The 12,635-nt window shown below is 63.6% G+C and carries 12 protein-coding genes; 6 read left to right on the top strand and 6 right to left on the bottom strand.

All coding sequences use genetic code 11. From position 1 onward, the window contains the following. Positions 1-284 precede the first annotated feature (284 nt). Together RI103_RS03165 and RI103_RS03160 are read left to right on the top strand one after the other, a co-directional pair. A complete protein-coding gene (locus RI103_RS03165; protein ID WP_310813972.1) occupies positions 285-587 on the top strand; it encodes a hypothetical protein in 303 nt (100 codons plus the stop codon). A gap of 12 nt (positions 588-599) precedes the next feature. Then, positions 600-830, top strand: coding sequence for a YodC family protein (locus tag RI103_RS03160; RefSeq protein WP_310813971.1), 231 nt, complete (start codon positions 600-602; stop codon positions 828-830). A gap of 200 nt (positions 831-1,030) precedes the next feature. Here the strand turns inward: RI103_RS03160 and RI103_RS03155 are convergent, their stop codons facing one another. Together RI103_RS03155 and copC are read right to left on the bottom strand one after the other, a co-directional pair. Then, positions 1,031-1,960, bottom strand: a complete 930-nt coding sequence (locus RI103_RS03155) for a CopD family protein (RefSeq protein WP_310813970.1) — start codon at positions 1,958-1,960, stop codon at positions 1,031-1,033. Next, on the bottom strand, positions 1,957-2,334 hold the full coding sequence (gene copC, locus RI103_RS03150) for a copper homeostasis periplasmic binding protein CopC (RefSeq protein ID WP_310815159.1): 378 nt from the start codon (positions 2,332-2,334) through the stop codon (positions 1,957-1,959). Before copC ends, RI103_RS03155 begins: the two co-directional genes overlap by 4 nt. A gap of 368 nt (positions 2,335-2,702) precedes the next feature. Between copC and RI103_RS03145 the strand changes: the two genes are divergently transcribed. From RI103_RS03145 to RI103_RS03130, 4 genes are all read left to right on the top strand, one after another. Continuing rightward, complete coding sequence (locus RI103_RS03145; protein ID WP_310813969.1) at positions 2,703-3,434, top strand: c-type cytochrome; 732 nt, start codon at positions 2,703-2,705, stop codon at positions 3,432-3,434. A 21-nt stretch (positions 3,435-3,455) separates the two neighbouring features. Next, positions 3,456-4,754 carry a cytochrome c gene (locus RI103_RS03140; protein WP_310813968.1) on the top strand — a complete coding sequence of 433 codons (1,299 nt, stop codon included), beginning with the start codon at positions 3,456-3,458 and terminating at the stop codon, positions 4,752-4,754. A gap of 198 nt (positions 4,755-4,952) precedes the next feature. After that, positions 4,953-5,573, top strand: a complete 621-nt coding sequence (gene trhA / locus RI103_RS03135) for a PAQR family membrane homeostasis protein TrhA (protein ID WP_310813967.1) — start codon at positions 4,953-4,955, stop codon at positions 5,571-5,573. 212 nt (positions 5,574-5,785) lie between these two features. Then, positions 5,786-7,348 (top strand): DEAD/DEAH box helicase, encoded by a 1,563-nt coding sequence (locus tag RI103_RS03130; RefSeq protein WP_310813966.1) that lies wholly within the window; start codon positions 5,786-5,788, stop codon positions 7,346-7,348. Positions 7,349-7,468: 120 nt separating this feature from the next. On the opposite strand, the gene RI103_RS03125 is transcribed toward RI103_RS03130, so the two are convergent. From RI103_RS03125 to ggt, 4 genes are all read right to left on the bottom strand, one after another. Next, the gene (locus RI103_RS03125; protein WP_310815158.1) at positions 7,469-7,993 is read right to left on the bottom strand and encodes a hypothetical protein; all 525 of its coding nucleotides are present in this window, start codon (positions 7,991-7,993) and stop codon (positions 7,469-7,471) included. Between the two features lie 111 nt (positions 7,994-8,104). After that, on the bottom strand, positions 8,105-8,932 hold the full coding sequence (locus RI103_RS03120) for a ferritin-like domain-containing protein (RefSeq protein ID WP_310813965.1): 828 nt from the start codon (positions 8,930-8,932) through the stop codon (positions 8,105-8,107). Positions 8,933-9,280: 348 nt separating this feature from the next. Next, positions 9,281-10,645 (bottom strand): MFS transporter, encoded by a 1,365-nt coding sequence (locus RI103_RS03115; RefSeq protein ID WP_310813964.1) that lies wholly within the window; start codon positions 10,643-10,645, stop codon positions 9,281-9,283. 186 nt (positions 10,646-10,831) lie between these two features. Continuing rightward, entirely contained in the window at positions 10,832-12,469 is a 1,638-nt protein-coding gene (gene ggt, locus RI103_RS03110) for a gamma-glutamyltransferase (protein ID WP_310813963.1), read from the bottom strand. Positions 12,470-12,635 lie beyond the last annotated feature (166 nt).

Genomic DNA, 12,635 nt, shown 5'->3' with positions numbered 1-12,635 from the left:
GTTCATGGCGGTCGAAATCGAGCGGATCGGTTGAAGCAGCCCCGCCCAGCGCTTCGCGGTGCGGCCCGCGCGTTACGGCGACGTGACGCGCGGGCCGTCGCAGTAACGTGACATCCCGGACCAAATGGACTGAAACAGGTGGTTTTCCGGGCGCTTTCCCACCTCGCAGCTATCTCCGCAAAGCCTTATCCGGAAAGGCTTTCAAGCCATTTGTTCGACATCAGACATACGTATGGCCCGTTCCTTGCTGAAATGCATTCAAACGAAAATGCATCGGGGAAAATATGGGCGAATTCCTGCCAGACTATCTGCTCCGCGAACAGGCCGCCGTCGGCGCGTTGGTGGTCTTCGGCGTGCTGCGGATCATCGGCGCGGCACTCGCATTCGAACGCGGCTGGCGCATCCCGGTCGTCGAGAAATGCTTCATCGGCGCCGCGGTGGTCTACTGCCTCCCGCAACTGTTCGATCTGCTGACGCATATGTACGGCTCGCGCGCCGCGGCGGCCGAACTCGAAGGCAAAGCCGCGGGCTGCGCCATCGCGCTCTTTTGCGCGCCGATCCTCGGACATCGGCTCGGCCTCGAATAAACGGATGCCATCATGCGACTGGACAAGCGGCTCATGAGGCGAGGCAAGGCCGCGTTTCGCACGGGCGACGTACTGAAGCTCAAGTCAGGCGGCCGCCCAATGACCGTGACCTGGAGCGGGCCGGTGCTGTTCGCGCCGGGCAACTGGCTGATCTGCCAGTGGTTCAGCGACGCCGGCGAGTTACAGCAGGAGATGTTTGCGGAGGAGACACTGGAGCGGACCAGCCACGCGCTCGCCGTCTGAAAAGAGCAGCAACGGATTGCTGGTCACCGCCACGCGACCGTGTGTATTGCGCCGCACGCCGTTTGCTGTGCGGCGCTTTTTTGTGTGGCTGATGTCGCGCTTGCGAGACGTTGCAGATCTGAACCGCTACGGACGCGGTTGCGATTCAGGTCCCGCCGATCATGCCGCCCGCCCCGCGCGACCGCGTGCCATGCATGGCATCAGCCGAGCGCGGCGAACGCCGGCACGCTATGCGACAGCGCGGCCGCCGTGACGAACACGCCGATCATCGCCAGCGCTTCGAGATACAGCACGTTGACGAAGGTGTGAGCATCCATCGTCGAGGCCGTGCGGCGCAGGCGCGGCAGCGCCAGAAAACGGTTGAGTCCGCCGAGCACGAGCGCGAGCGCGACCAGCGCAAGCTTGAGCATCAGCACGTGACCCCAGGTGCTGAGTTCGATCGCCTCCAGCGAGCCACCCGAACCGCGCACCGCGTTGAAGATGCCGGACAGCAGCACCAGCGCGACCGCCACCACTGACACATTCGACACCTGAGTCGCCGTGCGGATCAACATGCCGCGTGCGGTCGAGGTGCCGAGCGCCGGCAGAACCGAGAGCCCTGCTGCCATCGCCAGACCGCCCCACACGCTGGTGACGAGCACGTGCAGCGTTTGCATGGCGATCGCGGCCGAGGCGGGCCCGGCATCGGCGGCGTGACCTAGCGACGCCTTGCCCGCGGCGATCGCGATCACGGCGAGCCACAGCAGCGCATTGCGCAGCATGCCCGTATGACTGGCCATGGCCGTGCCCAGCAGCACCAGCGCGCCGGCAAACGCAAGGCTCCAGCCATAACCGACATGGGTTTGCGTCAGCACGGTTGGCACCACGCCGATGGCGGCCGGCAACGCGACACCGCTCATCGACGCCGCCTGATACAGCAGCCAGCCGAGATCCGCGAGCACCAGCACGACGGTGGCCGTCAGCATCGAGCGTTGCGCGCGCAACCAGGCGGGGCGCGCGGGCGACACCTTCTGCCGGGCGTCCTTCGCAAGCCACGCGCCGAGCAACGCCGAACCGACGGCAAACGCAAACGCGACGTTCATGAGCGCGGCCATGGCGACCTGCCCGATCCAGAGTCCGTCGATGCTCATTTGACGATGAACGCGAAGTCGCCTTGGGTGCGGTGGCCGTCCGTGGCTACCGCGGTCCAGTGCACCGCATAGCGGCCGGCGCTCAGCTGCGGCAGCGGCAGATGCATGACCTTGGCGTCGTCCTTATCCACCAGCGACTGAGCCGGCGCAGCCGCCTTGCCGCTCATGTCGGCAAGCGCGATCTTGCTGAAAGCCGGCTCGAGCGGCTCGGTGAAATGGATCGTCACTTCTGTGGGCGCGACGACTTCGGCGTTGGCCGCCGGCTCGCTCGACGCCAGATGCGCGTGAGCGAATGCCGTGGACGTCACAACCAGCGCCACGGCGCCGAGCATCGACGCTCGCAACGCCGGACGGGAAAAATTGAGTAGCTTCATGTAGGGCCGATAGCGGATGATCAGGAAAACGGCGGGCGTCGGACCGGGCACGCGGAGTCGGACAAAGGCCGGCGCGCCCGGAAGTGTACGCTTCGATGGTTCGCGCGGGCGTCGGTTCAACCTGGTTTATGGATAGATTGCCCGGGCCCGAGGCTTGCACCGTTGATCACGCAGACAAATTTGCGATGGCACGCGGGTCGCTTGAACCAGATGACTGCGGCAAACTGTCGCGTGGCTGTGACAACGGGAACCTTCTCGCATGCGTCAAATAGTCACCATCACCCTTCGATGATAGAATGCTGCGTCGCCGCAGCGCCGGCTGCCCTTCACACCGAGCCGCTCGAAGTTCGGTCAGGTCCCCGATTTTGATGGAGTTACGCGTGTCTTCAAGACGCATTTTCCGCCCGTTGCTCGCCCTTCTGCTGATCGGCTCTGCGGGCGTTTATAGCGCTGCGAAAGCGCAGACTCAACCGAAGGCCCCTGACACGATGGAAGCGCGCGTGCAAGGCTGCACGGCCTGCCACGGCTCGCATGGCCAAGGTACGGACAACGACTACTTCCCTCGCCTCGCGGGCAAGCCGGCCGACTATCTGTACAACCAGTTGCAGAACTTCCGCGAAGGGCGCCGCAAGTACCCGCCCATGAACTACCTCGTCACGTATCTCTCGGACGACTACCTCCATCAGATCGCCACGTACTTCTCGCAGCAGCGGCCTCCGTATCCGCAGCCGGCCAAGCCGACGGTGTCGTCGAGCACGCTTGCGCGCGGCCAGCAGATCGTGCTGAACGGCGACGCCTCGAAGCAGATTCCGGCTTGCGCGGCCTGCCACGGCAAGACGTTGACCGGTATGCAACCCGCTATCCCGGGTCTGGTCGGTCTGCACTCCGACTACATCAGCGCACAGCTCGGCGCATGGCGCTCGGGGTCGCGCCATGCCATCGCGCCTGATTGCATGCACACCATCGCCACGCGTCTGACCGACGAAGACGTGAACGCCGTTGCCGCCTGGCTTTCCACGCAACAGGCTCCACAAAACCCCGTGCCGGCTCCGGCCCGCTCGATGAAGACTCCGCTTGCCTGCGGCAGCGAACCGCAATAAGGCACCGGGAGAGACACTCAAATGAAACGCAAGTCTTTGTTCGCCCTCTCGGCAGTCGTCGTCGTTGCGGCTGCCGCACTCGTTCCCGTCCTGTGGTCGGGCGGCGACAACCTGCATAACGGCACGGCCATGGCGGCAACGCCCGCCGACCAGGCCGCGCTGATCAAGCAAGGCGAGTATCTCGCCCGCGCCGGCGACTGTATCGCCTGCCACACGGTGCGCGGCGGCAAGCAGTTTGCCGGCGGTCTGCCCATGGCCACGCCGTTCGGCACGATGTTCACGCCGAACATCACGCCTGACGATCAGTACGGCATCGGCAAGTGGACGCAGGACGACTTCTACCGCGCCATGCACACCGGCCGTTCCAAAGACGGCAGCCTGCTGTATCCGGGCTTCCCGTTCACCAGCTACACGAAGGTCACGCGCGCCGACTCGGACGCGATCTACGCGTACCTGCGTTCGGTCACGCCGGTCAACGTGCCGAGCCGTCCGCACGAACTGAAATTCCCGTTCAACCAGCGCAACATGCTGATCGGCTGGCGCACGCTGTTCTTCCGTGAAGGCGAGTACAAGCCGGATCCGACCAAGTCGGTCGAATGGAACCGCGGCGCGTACCTGATCGAAGGCCTCGGCCACTGCGGCATGTGCCACACGTCGATCAACGCCATGGGCGGCCCGGTGAGCTCGGCGGCGTTTGCCGGCGGCCTGATCCCGCTGCAGAACTGGTACGCACCGTCGCTCACGTCGAACAAGGAAGCCGGCCTCGGCGACTGGGAAACCAAAGACATCGCCGATCTGCTGAAGACCGGCGTGTCGAACCGCGGCGCCGTATTCGGTCCGATGGCTGAAGTGGTTCACAACAGCCTGCAGTACATGTCTGACGCGGACATCAACGCGATGGCCACGTACCTGAAGACGATTCCGCAGAAGAGCGAAGCACCGGAACAGCTGCAACTCGAAACGTCGGAAAAGTTCGGCGGCGAATTGTTGAAGCAAGGTCAGAAGATCTACGCTGACAACTGCGCGAAGTGCCACGCGGACAATGGCCTCGGCATGCCGCCGAACTTCCCGCCGCTCGCGAACAATCAGTCGATCCAGATGCCGTCGGCGGTCAACCCGATCCGTATGGTGCTGAACGGCGGCTACCCGCCGAGCACGGATGGCAACCCGCATCCGTACGGCATGCCGCCGTTCGCGCAAGCGCTGTCGAATCAGGAAGTCGCGGCGGTTGTGACGTACATCCGTATGTCGTGGGGCAACCACGGTACGGCGGTGTCACCGCAGCAGGTGTCCGATCTGCGTTCGGCGCCGCTCGACTAAGCAGCGTTCGTTGCACCCGGGGCGCGGCCTGCGAAATTCGCGGCCGCGCCCTTCGTTTTTTCAGGACCGGTATCATGGGCATGATTTAGCCTCGTGAGAAAACGCCGGGTCGCCCCAAGTTTCTCACACCCCCTCGGGGGGCCTGCCGCGAAGCGACAGGTTTGGGGCGCCCATTATTCCGCGCAGGAGAGAAGAGTCGTGCATATCGGGGAGCGTTTCAACAGCATTACCCACCTCGTCGGCGCCGTACTGTCGGTGGCGGGTCTTGCAACGCTCGTGACGATGGGCGCGCTCGAAGGCGACGCGTACAAGGTGGTCAGCTTCAGCGTGTACGGTGCGATGCTGTTCGTGCTGTATGCTATCTCGACGCTTTACCACAGCGTGCGCAATCCTCGCGTGAAAGCGGTTCTGCAGAAATGCGACCATTCGGCGATCTACCTGCTGATCGCCGGCAGCTACACACCGTTCACGCTCGTCACATTGCGCGGACCGTGGGGCTGGTCGCTATTCGGCGTAAGCTGGGGGCTTGCCGCTCTCGGCATCGTGCAGGAATTAACGCTGGGGCGACGCACCCGCAGCGTTTCGATGGTGCTGTATGTCTTGATGGGATGGCTCGCGCTCGTTGCCGTCCGCCCGCTGGTGCAAGCCTTACCGGCAGCGGGTACCGCCTGGCTCGTGGCCGGCGGAGTCATCTACAGCGTCGGCATCTACTTCTTCATCAACGACGAGCGCATCCGGCACGGACATGGTATCTGGCACCTGTTCGTACTGGCGGGCAGTCTGTGTCAATTCGTCAGTGTTGCGCGCTACGTCGCGTGACACCCCACGGCGGCGAAATGCAACTTAAGGCCAGTCAACGTGTCTGCATAGCGCGTTGAAGCATTCGGCACGCGTTTCCCGCGTGCCGCCGATTTCTCTGCGACCGGAACAGGGCTTCGGCCTCGAACACGCCACACCGGCGTGTTCATGCCGCCTTTGTGGCTGGCTGGGCCATGTGTGCCGTTCGCGAAACTGCATTGCAAAGAGTTTTTATGTCTTTTGATTCCCTCGGCTTGTCCGAACCGTTGGTCCGCGCTGTACACGAACTCGGCTACACCACTCCGACTCCGATCCAGACGCAAGCGATTCCCGCCGTGCTCAACGGCGGCGACCTGCTGGCCGGCGCGCAAACCGGCACCGGCAAGACCGCCGGCTTCACGTTGCCGATCCTGCAACGTCTGAACTCCATGCCCGCCCCCGCGACCGGCTCGGGCAAGCGCGCGGTGCGCGCGCTGATCCTCACGCCCACGCGTGAACTGGCCGCCCAGGTCGAAGAAAGCGTGCGCGCCTACGGCAAATATCTGAAGCTGAAGTCGACCGTTATGTTCGGCGGCGTCGGCATCAATCCGCAGATCGGCGCGTTGCGCAGCGGCGTGGATATCGTCGTCGCGACGCCGGGCCGCTTGCTCGACCACATGCAGCAGAAAACCATCGACCTGTCGCATCTCGAGATTCTCGTGCTCGACGAGGCCGACCGCATGCTCGACATGGGCTTCATCCACGACATCAAGCGCGTGCTCGCGAAGCTGCCGCCGAAGCGCCAGAACCTGCTGTTCTCGGCCACCTTCTCCGACGAGATCAAGACGCTCGCCGACAATCTGCTCGACTCGCCGGCGCTGATCGAAGTCGCGCGCCGCAATACCACGGCGGAAACGGTCGCGCAGAAGATTCACCCGGTGGACCGCGACAAGAAGCGCGAACTGCTCACGCATCTGATCAAGCAGCACAACTGGTTCCAGGTACTGGTGTTCACGCGCACCAAGCACGGCGCCAACCGTCTTGCCGAACAGCTGACCAAGGACGGCATCAGCGCCCTGGCGATTCACGGCAACAAGAGCCAGTCGGCCCGTACGCGCGCGCTCGCCGAGTTCAAGGACGGCACGCTGCAGGTGCTGGTCGCGACCGATATCGCCGCGCGCGGCATCGATATCGATCAGTTGCCGCACGTGGTCAACTACGACCTGCCGAACGTGCCGGAAGACTACGTGCACCGCATCGGCCGCACGGGCCGGGCGGGCGCGACGGGCGAAGCGATCTCGCTGGTATGCGTCGACGAACTGCAGTTGTTGAAGGACATCGAGAAGCTGATCAAGCGCCCGGTGCCGCAGGAAGTGATCGCCGGCTTCGAACCGGACCCGACCGCGAAGCCGGAACCGATTCTGCGCCGCGGCCAGGGCGGCGGCGGCGGTGGCGGTCGTTCGCCGCGTCAAGGTCAAGGCGCACCGAAGCGTGACGAAGCCCGGCGCGACGGCGCGGGTTCCGCGAAACCGGCGCAGCGCTCGGGTCAACGTCCCACGAATGGTCAACAGCAGCCGAAGCCGCATGCTGCGAAGCCGGCCGGCAATGGCGGCCAGCCGCGTCGTGACGGTCAGCGCCAGGACGACCGGCCGCGCGCCGTCGCGCATGAAGGCAGCGCCGCGCAGCATGCGCCGCGCAAGCCGCAAGGCGCGAAACCGCAAGGCGGCAATCCCGGTGCGTTGCTGGGCGGCGCCAAGCCGCGCAACGACGCGCCGCGCGGTGGCCAGCCTACGCGCAGCGGCCAGCGCGGCCGTTAAGCTTCAAGTTTCTGGCCGCAGTCCCTGAGCTAAGGACTGCCGGCCGGCAGCAGCGGTCGGCGCGGCCGCCAAGCCTGAAAGCCGCTCACTTGTCGTTGGCCGTTGTCCTTGCGTCGAGGACTACCGGCCTGCCGAAGCGGCGGCTTGCTTCAGGTGCTCGATCTGCCGTTCCCACCGATCGAGCACCGCCTCACCATCCCCTTCCAACTCGAACGTAATGCCGCTCGTCAGGCGCGCATAACGGACGCTTTGCGCCTCCGCCGTGTCAATCGAACCGTGCAGATAGACAAGCCCACTGGCGTCGCCAGCAACGCTCGCCAGCGGCGTCATGAGCAACTGCACCTGATAGAACGCCTCGTCGCAGACAAAGGTAAGCGCTGCGCGTCCGCTTTGCGCGATGGCGCGCGTCGTCCTCGCTTGCGGCCATAACGCGATACATAACGTGCGCGAATCAGGCGCATACAACTCGCCGACGCCGAGCAGCGACGTGCGCACATGGTCATTCGTATCGACGCTCAGCAGCGACGCCGTAAATCCCTTCTTGCTCGCGAGCGACGAACCGTCGAACAACGCGCGCACGGCATCGGGCCATTCATCGAACACGTTTTGTTCGAGCGGACGTTCGGGTGCGGGGGAATCGCTCATCATATCGATCCGGTAAGAAGAGAGCCAGCCTGCATCATGCCTCGAAAAGCAAATGGCCCGCATAAGCGAGCCATTTTGCTTTTCAACACCACGCGTTCACACAGCAAACAATCAGCGAAAGAACACGTGCTGCGTGATCTTGGCGAGCGGGTAATGCACGCCCGGTTGAATCCGCGCCGGCAGGTCGAGCGGCTTGAGCAGCATCTTCACGCACATGTCGGCCGACAGATTGCGCCGCACCAACGCATTGATCCGCGCCGCACGTTCACGGTTATAGGCCGAGTCGTGCACGCGCTCCGGATAGCGAACCGCGAAAACATGCCGCAGGGCGATCTCCGAGTCCTCGTTCTTGATTTCCATGACGCGGCGCATCAGCGCACCGAGCACAGCGAGCCGGCCATTGCCTTCGATCTTGTTGTACTTCTTGAAATACTTGAAAAAGTGCTTGTAGTGACGCACTTCATCAGTGCGGATGTTGTCGGTGATCTGCTTGAGCACCGGCTCGTCCGAGCATTCGCCGATCGCGCGATACAAGGTCGCCGTGCCGGTTTCCACCACGCAGCGCGCGACCATCTCGAGCGCGCGCGTCTTTTCGAAGTCCTCCACGGAACAGGTCAGCGAATACTCTTCCATGAAATTGCGAAATGCCGTGTCCCAGTCGAACTCGGGCCACACGTAAGCGACATACGTCTTGAGCGCGCGGCCATGCTGCAATTCTTCCGGCTCCCACTCCTGATTGAGCCAGGCCGAGACTTCGGGATCGCCGTTAAAAAAAGTACTCAGATTGCTGGTGTAAACATCGGAGCCGCTTTCGATAAACGAAGACGCGCACAGCAGCAGCAGCAAATCTTCGTTAGCGACGGCCTTTTGCCGATCAATGCGGGTGAGGTCGATATCCTCGATCCGCCAGGGCATGACATGGTTCAGCTCTGTGTGCATCGTGTGTTGCTCCGAAAACTGTATCGACTTGCGGAGCATGCTCGAAACCGCCCGCTGTCGACCGGGCCGGTCCGCCGTGTCTGATACAGCGCCGTGAATTAGAGTTAACCCCTTGTATCTTGCATCTTAGCCGGTGTTTCACAACTCTGCAGATAACCCAGCACAGACCATGCCGAGCGGCCGCAGTTCCAATTGCGAGATAGTCGGATTATTCAGCCGGACAAAAGCCAGGCGCGCGAGGCGCAAAAAAAGCCAGCTCGATGAGCTGGCTTGAGTCTGCGACGATGCCTCGTCGAGCGGGTTTGGCGGGGCCGGTGGCGCTTTGATTCAGCGGCGCGAGGCTTGCGGTCAGGCGGTCTGCATGCCTTGCGTCAGACGCACGCGGCGCATACGCCAGCCCACGATGACGAGCGAAAAACCCGACAGCACCGCGGCGATCAACACGTAGTAACTTGGCGCAAGTTTGTCGCCGGTCAAGTGAATGAAGGTCTCGACGATCGTGGGCGCGAAGCCGCCGAAGATTGTCACGCCGATGCTGTAACCGATTGAAAGACCCGTTGAGCGTACCTGGGTCGGAAAGATTTCGGACATCAATGCGGGCATCGGGCCGGAATACGCCGCCTTGAAAATGCCCGCCGTGCCCTGCAACAACAGCAACCAGCCGATGGTCGGATGAGACTGCAGCAGCGCGAACATCGGATAGATCAGGACACCCATCAGAATCGACGTGGTTAGCATGATGCGAATCCGGCCGATGCGATCGGACAATGCGCCCATCACCGGCGAGAGCAGGAATTGCAGGCCGCCGTTGAGCACCACCACGCCGAACGATGCCGCCGCCGGCATGTGCAGTTGCTTGACGGCGTACATCGGCATGTAGAGCTGCAGCACATACACGCCCACCGTGGATTGCGCGACGATGCCGACGGCGAGCAGCAGGTTCACCCACTGGCTGGCGAACGACGCCTCGTTCGCTTCGCTAACTGTCGAGCGTGTGCCGGCCGCTTCACGCGCCTCGCGCAATGCGAGGAACTCCGGCGTCTCGTCGAGATGCGAGCGGATGTAGTAGCCCACCGGGCCGACCAGCAAACCGAACACGAACGGAATGCGCCAGCCCCAGTCATTCAGTTGCGCGGGCGGCAGCCACGCCGTCAGCAGCGAGCCAAACGCGGCTGCGGTGATCGCGGCGAGCCCCTGGCTCGCGAACTGCCAACTGGCGTAGTAGCCGCGGCGCGACGCGCTATGTTCGACCATGAAGGCGGTCGCGCTGCCGAACTCGCCGCCCACTGCGAAGCCTTGCACGAGTCGCGCGAGCAGGATCAGCACCGGCGCCGCGATACCGATCGACGCATACGGCGGCATCGCCGCCATCGTGAAGGTGCCGACCATCATCAGCGCGATGGCGAGCGTCAGCGCGGCCTTGCGGCCCTTTCGGTCGCCGTAGACGCCCAGCACTACCGCGCCCAGCGGCCGCATCAGAAACGAAATGCCGAAGGTGGCGATGGCGAGCAGCGTAGAGAGCCACTCGTCCTGCATCGGGAAAAACTGTTTGGCGATGATGGTCGCGAAGTAGCCGTAGACCAGGAAGTCGAACCACTCGAGCGCATTGCCGACCGACGACGAAAACACGATCCGCCGCACCATCGCTTTGGAAAGCGGTGCGGGCGAGGAATGAGGGGAAGCTGTCGCCGATGGCGACGCGTGGGTCTGCATGATGTCTCCTGCTCTGTCTGATGCTCGATACCTGATGCCTGGCGTGCGGGAAGCGCCGCCGGCAACCGGTGTATTTGATCTGTGCCAAGCCTTCTGGCGCGCCGCAGGCAATGGCCGCGGCATCGCCTGCGGCGCGCCAGAAGCGCCGCTTCGAACGGCGCCGCGCCTCGCGCGCGGACGGCTTCCTTAGAACCCGGCGGCCAACCCGTCCCGGCGGCTGTCGCTTGCCGCCACATAGCCGCGCTCCGGATCGTTGCGATCGAGCTTCCAGATGTACTGGCCCGAGCCGAAGTCCATGTACGGATCGTCGACCGACTTGATCGTGTGGCCGCGCTTCTGCAAGGCCTCGGCGGTCTTCGGATCGAGCGTCGATTCGATGTCGATCGTGAAGTCGCGATTGACCTTCCAGCGCGGCGCGTCGCACGCGGCCTGCGGCTGCTGACCGTAGTCGAGCATCCGCACGATGGATTGCAGGTGACCTTGCGGCTGCATGTCGCCACCCATCACGCCGAAGCTCATCACCGCTTCCTGCTGGCCGTCCACCTGCTGCGTGAGGAACGACGGGATGATCGTGTGGAACGGCCGCTTGCCGCCTTCCACCACGTTCGGCGACTTCGGGTCCATCGAGAACCCGCAGCCGCGGTTCTGCATGGCAATGCCGCTATCCGGCACCACGATGCCCGAGCCAAAGCCCATGTAGTTCGACTGGATGAAGCTCACCATCATGCCGCGCTCGTCGGCCACCGACATGTAGATCGTGCCACCCGCCTTCGGCATGCCGAAGGCGAACTGCGTGGCGCGCTTGTGATCGATCAGTTTGGCGCGCGAGGTGAGGTACGCGTCGTCGAGCATCTGCTCGGGCGTGACTTCCATGGAACGCGGATCCGCGACGTAGCGGTAGACGTCGGCGAAAGCCAGCTTCATGGCTTCGATCTGCAGATGCTGCGATTCAACGTTGTCGACCGCCAGTTCCTTCACATCGAATTTTTCGAGGATCCCAAGCGCGATCAGCGCCGCGATACCCTGGCCGTTCGGCGGAATCTCGTGCACCGTGTAGCCGCGATAGTCCTTGCCGATCGGCTCGACCCAATCCGCGCGATAGTTGCGCAGATCGTCGGCGGTGAGCGCACCGCCGCCTTCACGGGCGAACGCGGCGATCCGCTCGGCGATCTCGCCCTCGTAGTAGGCGCGCGGGCCCTGCTCGGCGAGCTTGCGCAGCGTCTTCGCGTGGCCGGGAAAGCGCACCAGTTCGCTCACTTCCGGCGCGCGGCCGCGCGGCATGAAGGTTTGCGCGAAGCCCGGCAGGTCCTTCAGTTCCGGCACGGCGGCCGCCCATTTATAGGCCACGATGCTCGCCACCGCGTGACCACGCTCGGCGATTTCGATGGCCGGCTCCATCAGGTCCGCGAACGGCAGCGTGCCGAATTTCTGATGCAGCGCTTCCCAGCCGGCGATCACGCCGGGCACCGTCACCGCGTCCCAGCCGCGCTTGGGCTGTTTCGCGAAACCGTTTTCTTCGCCGTATTTGCGCTTGAAGTAGTCGACGTTCCAGGCCGCCGGCGACACGCCCGAGGCGTTCAGGCCATGCAGTTTCTTGCCGTCCCACACCAGCGCGAAGGCGTCGCCACCAAGCCCGCACGATACCGGCTCGACCACCGTGATGGCGGCGGCTGCCGCGATCGCCGCATCGACGGCATTGCCGCCTTTCCACAGCATGCGCAGCCCGGCTTGCGCGGCGAGCGGATGCGAAGTCGAAACGATATTGCGCGCGAATACAGGCAGACGCGGCGTCGGGTAAGGGTTTTGCCAGTTGAAGCCAGTCATGTAGAACACTCTCGAAAGCGCGGCCCGGCACGCGGAAACGCCGGAAACCATTGGAAGCAGGTTGAACGCGGGATGAAACGTGGTGATGCATGAATCAACCGCAGAACCTTGGATTGCATCTTGATCCGACCCAAAAAACAAATTCATTTGTCAAATGAATAAATGC

Origin of the sequence: Paraburkholderia sp. FT54 (assembly GCF_031585635.1) — a bacterium.
In the GTDB taxonomy this organism is placed as follows: domain Bacteria; phylum Pseudomonadota; class Gammaproteobacteria; order Burkholderiales; family Burkholderiaceae; genus Paraburkholderia.
The sequence above is the reverse complement of the archived record's forward strand: the minus strand, read 5'-3'. Positions and strand labels throughout refer to the sequence as shown.